This is a genomic window from Sphingobium sp. S6 (genome assembly GCF_905120495.1).
Taxonomy (GTDB): domain Bacteria; phylum Pseudomonadota; class Alphaproteobacteria; order Sphingomonadales; family Sphingomonadaceae; genus Sphingobium; species Sphingobium agri.
The window spans coordinates 1-13,783 of record NZ_CAJHOG010000009.1 but is presented as its reverse complement, the minus strand read 5'-3'; the positions used below and the strand labels follow the sequence as shown (position 1 = coordinate 13,783).

Below are 13,783 nucleotides of genomic sequence, written 5' to 3'. Positions count from 1 at the left end.
CGCCACTCGCTTGTGCGATGCTGGCACTGATTTAACATAAGATTGATTATCAGTCTTTTATCGTTCTATTTCAAATACTTAGATTACTTGCTCATTCGCGGTCTCCGGCATCAACGCCCGTTGATCGTCCCCTCGATCGCCGCCAGACCCTTCATCAACGCCTCGAATTTCGGCGGCGCGGCCATGAACATCTCCGACATCGCGCCATAGTCCCGCTCAAGCTTCTCCCAAGTCGCGCCATCGGGCGACAGGCGCAGCGTTCCAACCACGGCGGTGTCATAGGAGGCCGACCTGTCCGCGAACATCAGGCTCTTGTTGTGCACGACCTGCTCGAGCAGATCGATCCGCCCCATCGCCTCGTTCGTGATGCCCGCCTGGTCGAGCATCAGCACGTCATAATAATGGCGCGACATGCCCTCGCGCAGCTTGCCGTTATGATGGAGCGCATGAAGGATCGTGACCTTTTCCCAGAAGGTCCGCGCAACGGCCAGCGTCGGCACCTCGGTCACCGGATCCGGCAGTTCCTCGGGAAAGTCTTCGGCCAGATAGGGCAAGATCGGTCGAAGCGCGAACGGTTCCGTGTCGCCGCGGGCGCCAAATTCCAGCTTGATGCGCGGCTTGATGTAACCGCTTTCATCCGCGCCGCCGTAATTCTCGCCATAGGCGAGCCCGTAACCCGAGGTGCGCGGATAGACGAAGAGCAGCGTCTGCTGGTCCTTGTCGTCGGGATCGAGCGCCAGGCTCCAGCCCTCGGCCGTGCCGAGAGCGACTTCGATTTCGCGCGCCAGGATCGGCATGGCGACCGTGGCGACATAAGCCTGTGCCGCCGCCTTGAGCGCCTTGGTCCGGCGCTCGCGCTCCTTGCCGGTAATGTCGCTGTCCATCGGCGAGGCGACTTCGCTGAGCAGCGGCGCCGCGCGGCTGATGGTGAGGTCGATATCTTCGGAGAAGCGCGCGATGATCCCATAGGCTTTCGACAGCGAGGTCCCGCCCTTGAAGGTCATGTGACCGGCGAGGTCGGGACACATGACGAGGCGGCGTAGCGTCCAGCAGACCCAGAAATCCTTCTCGATGATGATCGGCGTCAGATCCCGCCGCGCCGCCGCTTCATCGATAAAGGCGCGCCGATCCTCGGCTGGTCTGCGTGCGAACTCATCCATTGCGGGCGGCGCCGATCTTTAAGACGACGTCGCCCATCCATCCGGGCATCTCGGCCCTGGCCTGGGCGAGCATCCGCATGTCGCGATCATCGAGGCGGGCGGCGAAGTGCCGGATCTTGTCGCTATCGATATTGTCCTTCCCCAGATGCGCGAGCGCCTGCACGACCGCGTTGACCGAGTCCGGCGCATTGTCGAGCACCGGTGCGCGGCTGTGCTTGAGCGTCAGGCTGCGCCCGCCCGCTTGCCTGACCCGGGTGCGGCCGGTCGTGGCATAGCTGGCCCGGGCGGGAACCTGGGTCGATAGCCCGAGCCTGTTCGCCGCCGCCGCGCCCGACGGTGCGAGCTTGTCCCCGCTCTGCGTCGAGAGGGCCTTGGCGACATTGGCGGGATCGGGACTGAGCGCACCGAGCTTGTCATGCTGGCGCGGATAGTCATAAAGACCCCGGCCGATGCGCCGGATGTCGCCGGCGGTCACGAGGCGCGACAGCGCCATGTCGACCGACCCACGCGTCCCGAAGTCGACGAAGCTCTTGGGCGTGAACACCCAGCCGCGGCCCTTGCCGCGCACGCGCTTCATGATCCGATCGGCTACCGCAGACACTGGCTGTGCTCCTATCTGTTAGATAATAGCACGCTTTTTTCTAACAAGCTAGAAGCGCGTATCAGCGCCTAAATTCGCTATTTTCCAAGATATTTTGGCATCGCATCCAGATAGGATGCCAAGGCCACACAGGCAAGGTAGGCAAGCCGCCCGCGGGAGCGCCGGCCATCATCGTTCCCGATCCCGGTGAGGCGGTGGCCGCCCCTCGTCCGCACCTGTGGGCGGCGAAACGCCCTCCGGCTCGTTTCGGCGCTCCTGCGGCGGCCGTTCGGATTGCAGTATCTCCCGTGCGCGCGCGAGCCGCCGCGACACCGCCGGCGGCATCGCCGCCAGAAAGCCGGCGATTTCCTGCCCCAAGGCCCGATCTTCCGGTTTTCCGGTGGCGGCGAGCGCGACGGCGGCCTCGGCATAGGCGCCGCGGATCTGCTTCTGGCGCGCCAGCGCCATGACATCTTCCGGCCGGCGCTCCTGGTCGGCCGCACGCACGAAGCTTTGCGCCCGCAGTTCGTTGAGCTGCGCGAGATTGAGCCTGCGCCCCTCGGCCCCAAGCCGGGCATCGAGATGGAGCGCGGCTGACCGCACGCGCTTCTGGACATGACCGCGCGCCCGCCGGGGTGTCGCTTCCGCCGCGACACCGCGCGCGCGCAGCTCATGCGCGAAGGTCTCACGCATATGATGGAGATCCGCCTTGCGCGGATTGAAGCGGGTTCCGTCCGCCCCTTCGGTCGCCACCGTCAGATGGACGTGGGGATGATCGGTGTCGGTATGGAGCGCCAGCATATAGGCATGGTTCCCCTCGAACAGGATTCGCGCGAATGCCTGCGCCGCATCATGGAGCGTCTCGGCGTCGGTCGATCCCCCGGGCATCGACAGCACCAGCGACATCGACGTCGGCCGTTCCCGGCCATGTTCGTTCATGGCCTCGTCGAGCATCGCCCAGTCCTGAGCGATCGCCTTGAGCCGATCCGGCTCGGTGATAATCTCGCCCTCGCTCGATCGGACGGCGAGCTTCCCGTGGCGCGCCACATAGCCGAAATGCTCGGCGACATGATGAGCGCCATATTGCTTGCCGGAGACCTTCACCATCACCTCGGGCGCCTTGCGCACGATCCGCTCGAGCTTGGCGCGCGCCTCGGCCTGGCCCATCGACATCGGCCGGGCGGCCCCGCCCCCGCTTCCGCCCGGTTTGATCCGAACATAGGCGCCGCGCAGGGTCCGCTTGCCGCCTGCCGGCGGCCGCCAGGCCTCCATCAGGCTGGGAAGCGGGAGAACCCCCTCCTCCTCACGCATCGGCCATGTCCCAGTAGCGAAGATCGCCCTTGAGCGCGGCCCCGAGACCGGCGAGCGCATCGACGATCTCGGACCTAAAGCTTGCGACCCTGGCCGCTTCCCGCGCGACGTCGAGGCCGGATTCGACCATCACCGAGGCGTTGAGCGCGCGGGTCGCCTGGTTGAGGTTGATCCCGATCCGATTGAGCTCGCGCCACGCCTGCGCGACGGCCGCCCGCTCCTCGCGCGGCAAGGGCGCGTTTGCGCGCAAGCGCCGCGCCAGCAACGTGGTGATCCAGTCGGTACGCTTCATCCCCAGCACATCCGCCGCGCGGTCGAGCGCGGCGATCTCTTCCGGGATCAGCCGAACCTCGACCCGGCAGGTTGCGCGCTGGCGGGCGCGCGGCGCCTGATGCCCCTCCCCCGCCTCCATGGCCAAGGCGTCACCGATCAAGCGGCGCAGCAGCGCCGAGCGGCCGCCCGATACCGCCGCGAGCGCGGCGAAACGCTGGGCGACATCATCGTCGAGCCGAAAGGTGAGGACGGGCATGTCCCCAACGCTATTGTCATACATCCCCGGCGCCAAGCCTATCCGGCCCTTACCTTTACTCAACTCATCTTATAGTCTGCTTGGGCAGACTATTGTTCTTCGGCCAGCGAACCCCTCTCGAACACCGATCGTCCGCAGCAAGGGGCGGCGCCTTCGGCGCTGCCCCCGCCCATCGACACGAAAAGGGCCGCACCCCGAAGGGTACGGCCCAAACCATCGTGCAAGATAAACTACGAACGCGGAGGAGGCGGGTCAGTTGTTGGCAAGGCCTCGCTTCTCTCGCCGGTCGGACCGATCGACGAGGCAGCGACTTCACGCTCGCGGCCATCCTCGAAAATCACCGTGACCAAAGGCGCCAGCGGGAGCCACGCAGGGAAGCCGTCGACCAAGACCGGTAGTCTAGGAGATCGGATCGGCGCGGAGGGTTTGTCCGTGAGGCCCGATCGAACCGGATCGCGGTCGGTGGGGGCCAATGGCTGTGCCACAGGCGCCCGCGGAGGGACCGGCGCCGGGTGCGTCTGCTTGAGTTCGGCGATGAAGCGCGATCCTGCGGCGAGCGTTGCGCCGGCGTCGCCCCAGCTGGCGACATAGGCCTCGACCTCGGCAGGGTAGTCCCTCGCCGTCCGGTGCAGATCATAGAGAAGGCGAATAGGCGCAAACGGCAGGGCCGCCTTGAGATAGGCCGGCATGTCGCCATAGGCGGCATAGAGCGAGACGAACTGCTTGGATCGGCCGAGTGCCGCCGCGATCTCGACCTGGTTCATCCCGCCCTTCAGCATCCGGGCGATCGCATGGGCGAGCTCGACCGACGACAGATTGGCGCGCTGGTCGTTCTCGACGATCTGGTCGGCCAGCAGTTGCACTCCCTCGCCGACCGGCACGACGATCGCGGGGATCGTGGCAAGGCCCGCCAGCTGCGATGCGCGGAAGCGGCGCTCGCCCAGACGTATCCGGTGCATGCCGTTCGCGTCGGGCGGCGTAACCGTGATCGGCTGCAGCACGCCGCGCGACGCGATCGAGGCGGCCAGCTCGGCGAGCGCGTCATCGTCGAAGCTGCGCCGGGGATTGCCGGGGTCGGGCAGGATGCGCGCAAGTTCGATATCCTCGACCCGGCGCGCCCGTTCATGGTCGCCGACAAGAAGTCCGAACTCCTCGATGCGCTCGTCGAACTTGCCCATCAGGCGGCCGCGACCTCCTGGCTTGTCATGCGCCCCTCGATCTCGGCGAGCACCGCGCGGATCTCCTCGGCCGCCGCCTTGGCGCCGCTGCCGGTCTCCTGCCATACCGGACGATGATTTTCCGCGGCATGCTTGTAGGTCGGCCGCGCCTTGATGAAGGCCGGGAACATGAGCTTCTCGCCGACCGCATGCGCCAGCTTCACCGCATTCTCCATCTCGCGCCGGTCGAACGGATTGACCATCGAGGGGAGGAGCCCGAGGAAAGCGATCTTGCGGCCGGCGCGCGCGGCCTCGGCCTTGCGCAGCGCGGTCAGCAGCATCTTGGCGCATTCGACCGAATCCTCGGCAACCTGCACCGGCGCGATCACGGCATCGGCGACCGCCATCGCGCTCAAGGTGAGCTCGTCCCACTTGGGACCGGTATCGATAACGCAATAGTCGAAATGCGGGCGGAGCGCCGGGAAGCGGCCGATGAAGTCGCGCACATCCTGCGCCGCCTTGACCATCTGGAGACGGGGATCGGCACCGAGCACGGTTAGCCCGGCCTGCCCGTCGGCGCACAGGGCAGCGGCAGGATCGAACAGGTCGGCGGAAAATCCGCCTTGCCGCTCGGCGCCCAGGCGCCGCGTCGAGCTGCCCTGCGGGTCGAGATCGACGAAGGCGACGCGGCGCTCAGGCGGTTCAGCAAGATACCAGGCGAGATGACTGGCGAGGAAGGTCTTGCCGACCCCGCCCTTGAGCAGGCTGACGACGATCGTCTTCATGACCGCGGCACCTCAGCAATAGTCGTCAGGACCATCGCGCAGGTTGCGCTCATAATGATCGCGCGAGGACCAGTCGCCGCCACCCCCAATGCCGGGACCGGCATAGCGGAACAGATAGACGGTGAGGGCGAAGCAGCCGAACGCGAAGAGAAACGCGTGATCGGGATGCGCGGCGAAATATGCGGCCATGATAAGTCTCCTTGGAGCCAGTGAACGGGCAAGCGAACGGCGCCACTGGCGCCGGCCACGCGCAATCGCGCGACATCTCGGACCCGCGCCCTCCCCTCCCGCATTTGCGGATGCGGCGTCCGTTGCCCGCATAGTCTGCTCAAGCAGACTATGCGGGCCATCCCCCCGGTCGGGGGGATGGCTGCGCCGGATCAATATTCGTCGGCCAGCAGGATAGTGAGCACGCGCGTCGTGACCTCGGGGTTCGCGGCATCCGGCGAGCCATAGGCGAGCTCGAGATCGTAATAGTCGATCTTCCAGTAGAGGATCGCATCCTCGAACTCGAAGCGGCCGAAATCATGCTCGTCGATCGGATCGTTGTCGGGCGTGAAGCTGTCATAGTCGCGCACGATCCGGAGGATCTCCGCGCGGCGGCGAAAGCCGCGGAACAGGGCGACGTCGCCGATCAGCGCCGCAACGCCCGCAGTCATCACGATCTGGTTGCGGCCCGGGCTATGGATGGACCGGCGAAGCGCGTCATTGAGTTCGGCGACGCGGGCGATCCGCTCGGCCTGGCTCATCGCATTCGGGGAGGATTGGGACATGAGAACGCTCCTGATCTGTCCGGCCCCGCCCGCCGGGGCCTTCCGACAGGCGTGCCAAGGGCCGGCGGCAGAGCGCGGCCGCGCACCGGCAGGGTCGCAACGGCAGTGGAGAAGCCCGCAAAGCGGGCTTGCGCGGGCGCGCGCGCCGGCCAGGCAAGCCGACAGGAGGAAGGTCTTGGCGGGCGGGATCGCGAAGAGATGATCGCGGTGTCCTGATTCTCTGGCTCCGCGGAGAGCCCGGCGCTATCCTCCGCCCATCATGACGAGCAGCGCCACTCTCTTCCGCCTTGCCCCGGCCTGGACCGCGTCACTCCAGGCGATGCGGCTGCGCCAGATCCTCGTCCGATCGCAATGCCGCCGCTGCGGTGCGTTGATGCGCGAGGATGTCGATGCCCTGATCGGGCTCCATGGAGCAGGCGCCAGCCTCATCGACCGGCAGGCCCGATGCCGCATGGTCGGCTGCGACGGCGCGGCCTATTATCTCGCGGCGCGGGGCCATGACCGTCCCTGGCACATATTGCTGCACGATGAGCACCTGCGTGCGGGCCTGGCCAACTGCCCTCCAGCGCGCGGCGCGACCGGCCGGGCCATAGTTTGCGCGCAGGGTTGAGAAGTGCGAGCAGTCACGGCAGGGATCGTCACCCGAATGGGCTGAGACTTGGCACAAGGCTCAGGGCGAAGCCTAGAGCCCGGTCCGGCCGCGCCGGAGCCGCCATTCTCAGCGCATAGATGCAGAGAAATCCGACTTTCAGACGGCAACCGCCCGTCGCAGATTGCCAAGTGCAGAACACAATTTCTGCGATACCTTACGGAGCTGCTGAAGCCTCTCCGCCGCCTCGTTCTCTTCGATCACGAGCGTCGAACGATCAGCCTGCCGTGCCCGGATCGCGATCACACGAAAGATGGCGGCCCATCGACTGGTCCGTTCGACTGTCAGCTTCGCCTGGCCATGGGCGAGCATCGTGCGCAGCCCTTCCTGGTGCCGAAATTCCGCCAGCAGGCTCGCGACACCCTTTCCCTCCACGGAAAAGGGGCCGCCCTCATTGACGAGTGCAGCAAGGTCATCGAGCCGTTGCCCGACCAAATGCCGTAGCTTCACCGACTGTCCTCGTCCCGGCTGAGCGCTCAGATGCAGCAAAGTCTCGGTAACGGCCACCTCCACCGCGGCGAAGCATTGCAGACAGGCACCGCGCCAGGCGTTCACCTCCTGGGTGACGCGCGCCCACAGGGCATCATCGCCGGCATTCGCTATCGCAGCCTCAATCGTCATTATCGCAGCATAGTCGCGGCATCTGAACAATCGGTTCTCGTCTTCGGCGCAAGCCGCGAGCGAAGCGCGGGGAATAACCGGGAGCCGAGCGGCTCCCGGTCGAGCCGTCAGGCAAAGGGATCGAATTCGGTGACGATGGCGACGCTGCCGTCGGCGTCTTCGGCGGTGATAACCCCGTAATGCTGCCCGATCGCGATGACGAAGGTGACCATCATGAGGCTGCGCGAGAGGCTGAAGGCGTGGCGGCGAGCGATTGCGATGTCGGTGAACATGTCGAGGCTCCTTTGCGCGCCGGCGGGTTCGTCCCGCTCGACAGGCGCCCGATGTGTCCGGCCGGTGGCCGCGATCACTTTTTTGGCTGGAGGCCCAAAAAGCCGTAGCGAAGCGACCGGACCCCTTGCGGGTTGATCGCAAAAGGTCACCGGGTGGACCAAGGATCGCGCCGATTGAGAGCGGGCGAACCCGCCGGCCAGGAGGCCAGGTCCCCGCCGATGTCGCGCCCCACCCCTTGCCCTGCCTGCCGCTCCATCCAACGGGTCCGGATGACAGGCCGCCGCTTGTCGGTTAGCCCCGCCGGATGCTGTTCCCGCTCCTGCTTGCCGCCGCCGTGGTCCCCAATGATCAGACCTTCGCCTGCACACCGACGCGCGTCTGGGATGGCGATGGCCCGATCTGGTGCCGCGAGGGCGCCCATGTGCGGCTCGCCGGCATTGCCGCGCGCGAGATCGACAACAGCTGCCGCCCCGGCCAGCCCTGTCCGAGAGCAAGTGGCCCGGCCGCCCGCGATGCGTTGGTGCGCCTGCTTGGCGGACCGCGCGGCCAGACATCCACCGGGCATATTCGCGTGGCTGGCCCCACCATGCGCTGCGTCTCGACCGGCGAAGCCAAGGGCAACCGGACCGGCGCCTGGTGCAACGCGCCCGGCATCGGCGATCTCAGCTGCGCGATGATTGCGACCGGCACCGTGCTGCGCTGGGAGCGCTATGCCAAGGGGCGATGCCGATCCCGCTGATCCGCTTGGGACCATGCCGCGCCTGAACAGGATAAGAGGCCCGGCGGCGATGCCGCCGGGCCGCCCTGTCCGAGCTCAGAAGGGGATTTCATCGTCTTCGGGCTCGTTGCCGCCGCCGCTATTCTCGTTGGACTTGGCGCGGGTGAGGAAGGTCACCTCGTCGGCGATGATCTCGACGCCGTAGCGTTCGATATTCTCGCTGTCGGTCCAGCGGGTGTAGTGGATACGGCCCCGGACCATGACCTTCATACCCTTGTCGACATATTGCTCGACCGTCTTGCCGACGCCGTTGAAGCAGGTGATCCGGTGCCATTCGGTGTCCTCGAGGCGGCGATTGTTGTCGTCGCGCAGGATCTTGCCGTTGCTGTCGCGCTTCGGGCGCGAGGTGGCGAGGCTGAAATGGGTAATGCGGGTGCCGCCCTGGGTGGTGCGGGTTTCCGGCGTGCCACCGACATTGCCGGCGAGGATGACGAGGTTCTGCATGGCCTGAGTTCCTTCGATGTGGGTCCAAGGGACCGTCCCTTCGACTGATCCCCGGCCAAGGCGGACAGGACGGCCCATCCACCGGCAGCGCAGCGCCGGGGAACCCCGAGACAAGGGGTGGTGCGGGCAGCCGTGGCACACGGCAACTCGGCCCGATGGCTTGCGGGTTGGATGGGCCGGACGGCCGGCTTAGGGGTCAGATGAGGAGAAGGACGGTGCGTCGCTTGGGCCATGACCGGAGCCCACCCAGCGAAACCGCCGATATTGCCGGCTTTGCCGAGCACGCCGGTCCGGCATCTCGCGGACCTTACGCCCGTGCCTTATCTGCCCGTCCCTTGAGCCGCAGGACGGGATTGTAGATCCTTCGCATGGCCACTCGCGGGCTCGACACGACGTCCGTTGCACGATCACGCGGAGGGGGAAGAGGAGGTACGCAAGGTGGCGGCGCCTGGCGTGGCTGGCCTCAGGCAGGCCGCCACGGCATCGAGGAGCTGCCCGGTCTCGCAAAGCACGGCGCCGATGTCGCAGGCATAGCCACCTGCCACCAGCGCGTCGATCCGATGCACGGCATAGGCCGGGCCGAGGCTCTTGATGAAATCGGCCAGCGGACGACCGGGCGCCGGCAGGCCTAGCTGCCGCGCCTCGTCGAGGGCGCGGACAAGGTCATGACGGATATCGCGGGCCAGCGCATCGTCCGTCCAGCCATGACCCAAAAGATGCGCCTTCAAACCCAGTTCGCAGGAGATCGCGAGCAAGTGCAGTGCCGGCGCAAGCGCAATAGGCGCGCCAATCTGCGCGCCGCGATGAAATTCGCGCGCTCGATCGAGAAACACGGCTGCAAGCACCGGATCGCCGGGCGCCGCCAATCTTTCGATCGCGCGCCAGCGGCGCGGCGTCAGCTGGCGGAGCCAGGAGGGACCGGCCTGGTTGCGAAGATGCCGTAAGTAAGCGCCATCGGCTTCGTCCACATCGCGGCCTGTCGACCATAAGGACAGCAGCTTCGCCTTCCAGTGGCGGCCATGCGCGGCGCGGAAGGCAAGGAGCGCGCACGCACTGGCGCGATCGGGCATGAACATGATGCGGAACCTCCGAAGGGAACAAGGGACGCATCCGCCCCGCCCCCTCCCCTCCGGCACCGGAATCCGCGAGATTGAGAAAAGCCGGCCGCCGAAGCGGCCGGCACGGCGGTCAGCCGCGAGATAAAGCCGCCGGCGGCGTTCCGAGCGGTCCGCGGCGATCGACGACATGGATGCCGCGCGCCTTGGCCTCGACCACCAGCCTTTCGGTGACGCCGTTGCCCTGGAAGGCAATGACGTAGCGCGGCTTGACCGAGAGCATCTGCTCGTTGCGCCGGAAGCCGGCACGATCGCCAAGCTTGCGATCAAGGCCGAACCGCAGCTGCTGGATGCCGTTCTGCTCGGCCCAGGATGCTGCAAGACGCTCGATGCCCTTCATGTCGCCGCCATGGACGAGATACATGTCGCCCACACGTTCGCGCACGGCCTTGAGGGTCCGCAGCAGATTGTCGGCAAACTGCTTGGCCTCGTCGTCGCTGGCGAAGCGAAGGCGCCCGCCGGCGAAGACCACGGGCGTGCCATGGACCATATTGGCATCGCGCACCCGCTCGCGCCGCGCCTGCAAATAGGCCCGGCCATCGACGATCGCAGCGGTCGTGCCGAGCGAGATGCGGTTGCCGGTCGCGGGCACCCAGGAGCGGCCGGTCTCATGCAGATAGTGGCGCGCCGCGGTGTCGCGCATCCCCTCATAGGCCTGGGCGGACTGCTCGACCTTGCGAGCGAGATCGATCTTGTCCTCGAGATCAGCGGTCGCGATCTCCGATCCGTCCTGCTCGGCGAGCAGGAGCCGGATCTCGTCGGTCAGGCGGTCGATCAGCTGATGCTTCTTGGCGGCCGCGCGGTGGAAGAGATTGACGAAGCCCCAGCCCAGATCCTCGATGTCGCGTTCGAGCGCGGTGAAGGGGAAGAGCGCGAAGAGATCGCTCCAGATGGCGCTGACGGTCTGTTCGAGCGCTTCGGCCGGCGGCGGCGCTTCCATCGAGCGTTGGTCGCCCATCAGGTCGAGATGGCCGAGTTCGAGTGCTTGGAGCACTGCTGAAAGGGAGCTGGTCATGAGGGATTGCCTTTCCGTGTCGCAGGGCCGGCGGCCTTCCCGCCGGATGCGCACCCTCCGGGCCATCGAAAAAGCGGCGGCGGCACCGCCGGGCAACGCCCAAGGGGAACCCGATAAGGTCCGGGTGGTGCGGGCAGGCGCGCCTCGGCGCGCCAACACGGCCGGAGCGTTCGGGTTGCCGCCGCCAGCGCGATGGCCCATGTGCCGCATCCTCTGGCGAAAGGCGCGAAGGCCCTGTCGCGTCAGGCATTCATGACGCAGAGGACCTTAAGAAGGGCACCCGCAACCCGATCTCCCGATACGCACAGGACGGCATGAAAGCGCGTCGCATCGGAAGAGCCCGGCCGTCAGGCCTTCGACCGTGAGGCCAGATCTTGGGCCGCGTCGCGCTTGGCGGCTGCCGCCTTGCGTTCCGAATAGCGGTCCACGAGTTGATCGGCATGGCGACGTGTCAGCACCGTGAAGCGCACCAGCTCCTCCATGACGTCGACGATCCGGTCATAATAGCTTGAGGCACTGAGACGGCCGTCCTCGTCGAACTCCTTGAACGCCATAGCAATGCTCGACTGGTTGGGGATGGTGAACATGCGCATCCACCGCCCGAGCAGCCGCAACGTGTTGACCGCGTTGAACGACTGCGATCCGCCCGAAACCTGCATGACGGCCAGGGTCCGGCCCTGGGTCGGACGCATGCCGCCGAATTCGAGCGGCAAATGGTCGATCTGCGCTTTCATGATGCCGGTGATCTGGCCGTGCCGTTCGGGACTGCACCAGACCATGCCCTCGGACCAAAGCGCATGCTCGCGAAGCTCATGCACCGCCGGGTGATCATCGTCCTTGATCTGGTCGGGGAGCGGGAGATCGGCCGGATCGAAGATCCGCACTTCGGCGCCGAAGAGGATGAGCAGCCGGGCCGCTTCCTCGACCGCGAAGCGACTGAACGACCGCTCGCGCAGCGAGCCGTAGAGGAGGAGGATGCGAGGTTTCGGCTCAAGCGCGCCGAGCCCGGCGGCGAGATCGGGCCGGATCATTGCACGGTCCAGCGCGGGCATGTGATCGGGTTCGGGAAGGATACGAAGACGCGACATCAGGCAATCCATTTGTACAAAAGGGCGGCGCTCGCCGGGCATAGCGATCGGAACTCGGCCGATTGCGCGATGACGGCAGGAACGTCGGTCCGTTCGGCTGTTTCATAGCCGTGACGGCGAAAGAAAGGCTCGGCGGTCGTGGTGAGCAGGTACAGGCTAGTCGCGCCCTCATCAGCTGCAGCGCGTTCGACTGCCGTGAGAATGGCACCGCCCAATCCGCATCCGCGCCGATCGGCCTTCACGACCAGCGAGCGCAGCAGGCGGTCGGAGCCGTCGCCTTCGATCCCGCCATAGCCGACAAGGCCAACATCATCCTCGAACCGAAAGAAGCGGCGTCCCGCCTCGGCGAGATCACTGGCAGGCAGACCCGCCGCGCTCAGCTCCGCCATCAGGTCGGAAAGCGACCTGGAATCCAGCAGTGTAGCGATCATGCAGGAACGCGTTGCTCGTACCAGGGCCGCGTCTTCTTGACGATGCTGACGACAGACAGCATTACCGGCACCTCGACCAGCACGCCCACCACGGTCGCGAGCGCGGCCCCGGAATTGAGGCCGAACAGGCTGATCGCGGCTGCAACCGCGAGCTCGAAGAAATTGGACGCGCCGATCAGCGCGGCCGGAGCGGCGACGCACCAGGCCACGCCGAAGCGCCGGCTGAGCCAATAGGCCAGGCCCGCATTGAAGTAGACCTGGATGAGGATGGGAATGGCAATCAGTGCGATGACCAGCGGATGAGCCAGGATCGCCGGGCCCTGGAAGCCGAACAGGAGGACGAGCGTCGTCAGCAGCGCAACCAGCGACACCGGCCCAAGCGTTGCCAGCAGCCGATCGAGCGCCGGCTGCCCGCCTGACGATAGCAACGCCCGACGAATGATCTGCGCGACGATGACGGGCACGACGATATAGAGCAGGACCGAGATGAGCAGCGTGTCCCAGGGCACTGTGATCGAGGCGACCCCGAGCAGCAGTCCGACCAGCGGTGCGAAGGCGAAGACCATGATCACGTCGTTGAGCGCCACCTGGCTCAGCGTATAGGTCGGCTCGCCGTCGCACAGGTTCGACCAGACGAACACCATCGCCGTGCAGGGGGCGGCGGCGAGCAGGATGAGCCCGGCGATATAGGCGTTGATCTCGCCCTGCGGCAGCAGCGGCCGGAAGAGCCATCCCAGGAACAGCGTGCCGAGCAGCGCCATTGAAAAGGGCTTCACCGCCCAGTTGATGAAGAGGGTGACGCCGACGCCCTTCCAGTGTTGGCGAACCGACCCCAACGCGCCGAGGTCGATCTTGAGCAGCATGGGGACGATCATCAGCCAGATCAGCACAGCCACGACCAGGTTCACGCGCGCGATCTCAGCCGATGCGATGGCTGCGAACAGATTCGGCAGCGAATAGCCGAGCGCGATGCCGACAGCGATGCAGAGCGCCACCCAGACGCTCAAATAGCGTTCGAAGCGGCTCTGTTGCAAAAATCGTGAAGCTTGAGCATGCTTGGCGGAGATTGGACGG

Annotated in this window: 18 protein-coding genes; 2 read left to right on the top strand and 16 right to left on the bottom strand. The window is 66.3% G+C overall.

Annotated features, from left to right (window positions below):
- Window positions 1-110: 110 nt before the first annotated feature.
- The 8 genes from SPHS8_RS16960 to SPHS8_RS16925 form a co-directional block, all read right to left on the bottom strand.
- A complete protein-coding gene (locus SPHS8_RS16960) occupies window positions 111-1,160 on the bottom strand; it encodes a nucleotidyl transferase AbiEii/AbiGii toxin family protein (RefSeq protein WP_007688041.1) in 1,050 nt (349 codons plus the stop codon).
- A complete protein-coding gene (locus tag SPHS8_RS16955; protein WP_007688042.1) occupies window positions 1,153-1,761 on the bottom strand; it encodes a DUF6088 family protein in 609 nt (202 codons plus the stop codon). The genes SPHS8_RS16960 and SPHS8_RS16955 overlap by 8 nt, the downstream gene beginning before the upstream one ends.
- A 168-nt stretch (window positions 1,762-1,929) precedes the next feature.
- Window positions 1,930-3,051, bottom strand: a complete 1,122-nt coding sequence (locus SPHS8_RS16950; protein ID WP_007688043.1) for a relaxase/mobilization nuclease domain-containing protein — start codon at window positions 3,049-3,051, stop codon at window positions 1,930-1,932.
- Window positions 3,044-3,604, bottom strand: coding sequence for a plasmid mobilization protein (locus tag SPHS8_RS16945; RefSeq protein ID WP_007688044.1), 561 nt, complete (start codon window positions 3,602-3,604; stop codon window positions 3,044-3,046). Before SPHS8_RS16945 ends, SPHS8_RS16950 begins: the two co-directional genes overlap by 8 nt.
- Window positions 3,605-3,810: 206 nt before the next feature.
- On the bottom strand, window positions 3,811-4,758 hold the full coding sequence (locus SPHS8_RS16940) for a ParB/RepB/Spo0J family partition protein (RefSeq protein ID WP_007688045.1): 948 nt from the start codon (window positions 4,756-4,758) through the stop codon (window positions 3,811-3,813).
- Window positions 4,758-5,522, bottom strand: a complete 765-nt coding sequence (locus SPHS8_RS16935) for a ParA family protein (RefSeq protein ID WP_007688046.1) — start codon at window positions 5,520-5,522, stop codon at window positions 4,758-4,760. Before SPHS8_RS16935 ends, SPHS8_RS16940 begins: the two co-directional genes overlap by 1 nt.
- Window positions 5,523-5,534: 12 nt before the next feature.
- Window positions 5,535-5,711 (bottom strand): hypothetical protein, encoded by a 177-nt coding sequence (locus SPHS8_RS16930; protein ID WP_007688055.1) that lies wholly within the window; start codon window positions 5,709-5,711, stop codon window positions 5,535-5,537.
- Window positions 5,712-5,902: 191 nt separating this feature from the next.
- Window positions 5,903-6,295: a DUF3768 domain-containing protein gene (locus SPHS8_RS16925; protein ID WP_007688057.1), complete on the bottom strand. Its 393-nt coding sequence runs from the start codon at window positions 6,293-6,295 to the stop codon at window positions 5,903-5,905.
- Window positions 6,296-6,554: 259 nt separating this feature from the next.
- Here SPHS8_RS16925 and SPHS8_RS16920 point away from each other — a divergent pair, with 259 nt between their 5' ends.
- Window positions 6,555-6,905 (top strand): hypothetical protein, encoded by a 351-nt coding sequence (locus tag SPHS8_RS16920; protein ID WP_066564291.1) that lies wholly within the window; start codon window positions 6,555-6,557, stop codon window positions 6,903-6,905.
- A 138-nt stretch (window positions 6,906-7,043) separates the two neighbouring features.
- On the opposite strand, the gene SPHS8_RS16915 is transcribed toward SPHS8_RS16920, so the two are convergent.
- Together SPHS8_RS16915 and SPHS8_RS16910 are read right to left on the bottom strand one after the other, a co-directional pair.
- Window positions 7,044-7,565, bottom strand: a complete 522-nt coding sequence (locus SPHS8_RS16915; RefSeq protein WP_031295760.1) for a hypothetical protein — start codon at window positions 7,563-7,565, stop codon at window positions 7,044-7,046.
- A gap of 107 nt (window positions 7,566-7,672) precedes the next feature.
- Window positions 7,673-7,837, bottom strand: coding sequence for a hypothetical protein (locus SPHS8_RS16910; RefSeq protein WP_007688065.1), 165 nt, complete (start codon window positions 7,835-7,837; stop codon window positions 7,673-7,675).
- Between the two features lie 305 nt (window positions 7,838-8,142).
- Between SPHS8_RS16910 and SPHS8_RS16905 the strand changes: the two genes are divergently transcribed.
- Window positions 8,143-8,577 carry a thermonuclease family protein gene (locus tag SPHS8_RS16905; protein WP_007688066.1) on the top strand — a complete coding sequence of 145 codons (435 nt, stop codon included), beginning with the start codon at window positions 8,143-8,145 and terminating at the stop codon, window positions 8,575-8,577.
- Window positions 8,578-8,652: 75 nt separating this feature from the next.
- Here the strand turns inward: SPHS8_RS16905 and SPHS8_RS16900 are convergent, their stop codons facing one another.
- The 6 genes from SPHS8_RS16900 to arsB form a co-directional block, all read right to left on the bottom strand.
- Window positions 8,653-9,060 (bottom strand): single-stranded DNA-binding protein, encoded by a 408-nt coding sequence (locus SPHS8_RS16900; RefSeq protein ID WP_007688067.1) that lies wholly within the window; start codon window positions 9,058-9,060, stop codon window positions 8,653-8,655.
- A gap of 407 nt (window positions 9,061-9,467) precedes the next feature.
- Entirely contained in the window at window positions 9,468-10,136 is a 669-nt protein-coding gene (locus SPHS8_RS16895) for a hypothetical protein (RefSeq protein WP_007688068.1), read from the bottom strand.
- 112 nt (window positions 10,137-10,248) lie between these two features.
- Window positions 10,249-11,190: a DUF2493 domain-containing protein gene (locus SPHS8_RS16890; RefSeq protein WP_007688069.1), complete on the bottom strand. Its 942-nt coding sequence runs from the start codon at window positions 11,188-11,190 to the stop codon at window positions 10,249-10,251.
- 347 nt (window positions 11,191-11,537) lie between these two features.
- A complete protein-coding gene (gene arsH / locus SPHS8_RS16885; RefSeq protein ID WP_007688070.1) occupies window positions 11,538-12,278 on the bottom strand; it encodes an arsenical resistance protein ArsH in 741 nt (246 codons plus the stop codon).
- Window positions 12,278-12,709, bottom strand: a complete 432-nt coding sequence (gene arsN2, locus SPHS8_RS16880) for an arsenic resistance N-acetyltransferase ArsN2 (RefSeq protein WP_007688071.1) — start codon at window positions 12,707-12,709, stop codon at window positions 12,278-12,280. Before arsN2 ends, arsH begins: the two co-directional genes overlap by 1 nt.
- Window positions 12,706-13,743, bottom strand: coding sequence for an ACR3 family arsenite efflux transporter (gene arsB, locus SPHS8_RS16875; protein ID WP_201516582.1), 1,038 nt, complete (start codon window positions 13,741-13,743; stop codon window positions 12,706-12,708). The genes arsN2 and arsB overlap by 4 nt, the downstream gene beginning before the upstream one ends.
- Window positions 13,744-13,783: the final 40 nt, after the last annotated feature.

What these genes read in the sequence shown, in the direction of transcription:
- SPHS8_RS16960 (WP_007688041.1), bottom strand. Translation starts at nt 1,160, where the DNA reads ATGGATGAGTTCGCACGCAGACCAGCCGAGGATCGGCGCGCCTTTATC.
- SPHS8_RS16950 (WP_007688043.1), bottom strand. Translation starts at nt 3,051, where the DNA reads ATGCGTGAGGAGGAGGGGGTTCTCCCGCTTCCCAGCCTGATGGAGGCC.
- SPHS8_RS16945 (WP_007688044.1), bottom strand. Translation starts at nt 3,604, where the DNA reads ATGTATGACAATAGCGTTGGGGACATGCCCGTCCTCACCTTTCGGCTC.
- SPHS8_RS16940 (WP_007688045.1), bottom strand. Translation starts at nt 4,758, where the DNA reads ATGGGCAAGTTCGACGAGCGCATCGAGGAGTTCGGACTTCTTGTCGGC.
- SPHS8_RS16935 (WP_007688046.1), bottom strand. Translation starts at nt 5,522, where the DNA reads ATGAAGACGATCGTCGTCAGCCTGCTCAAGGGCGGGGTCGGCAAGACC.
- SPHS8_RS16930 (WP_007688055.1), bottom strand. Translation starts at nt 5,711, where the DNA reads ATGGCCGCATATTTCGCCGCGCATCCCGATCACGCGTTTCTCTTCGCG.
- SPHS8_RS16925 (WP_007688057.1), bottom strand. Translation starts at nt 6,295, where the DNA reads ATGTCCCAATCCTCCCCGAATGCGATGAGCCAGGCCGAGCGGATCGCC.
- SPHS8_RS16920 (WP_066564291.1), top strand. Translation starts at nt 6,555, where the DNA reads ATGACGAGCAGCGCCACTCTCTTCCGCCTTGCCCCGGCCTGGACCGCG.
- SPHS8_RS16915 (WP_031295760.1), bottom strand. Translation starts at nt 7,565, where the DNA reads ATGACGATTGAGGCTGCGATAGCGAATGCCGGCGATGATGCCCTGTGG.
- SPHS8_RS16910 (WP_007688065.1), bottom strand. Translation starts at nt 7,837, where the DNA reads ATGTTCACCGACATCGCAATCGCTCGCCGCCACGCCTTCAGCCTCTCG.
- SPHS8_RS16905 (WP_007688066.1), top strand. Translation starts at nt 8,143, where the DNA reads ATGCTGTTCCCGCTCCTGCTTGCCGCCGCCGTGGTCCCCAATGATCAG.
- SPHS8_RS16900 (WP_007688067.1), bottom strand. Translation starts at nt 9,060, where the DNA reads ATGCAGAACCTCGTCATCCTCGCCGGCAATGTCGGTGGCACGCCGGAA.
- SPHS8_RS16895 (WP_007688068.1), bottom strand. Translation starts at nt 10,136, where the DNA reads ATGTTCATGCCCGATCGCGCCAGTGCGTGCGCGCTCCTTGCCTTCCGC.
- SPHS8_RS16890 (WP_007688069.1), bottom strand. Translation starts at nt 11,190, where the DNA reads ATGACCAGCTCCCTTTCAGCAGTGCTCCAAGCACTCGAACTCGGCCAT.
- arsH (WP_007688070.1), bottom strand. Translation starts at nt 12,278, where the DNA reads ATGTCGCGTCTTCGTATCCTTCCCGAACCCGATCACATGCCCGCGCTG.
- arsN2 (WP_007688071.1), bottom strand. Translation starts at nt 12,709, where the DNA reads ATGATCGCTACACTGCTGGATTCCAGGTCGCTTTCCGACCTGATGGCG.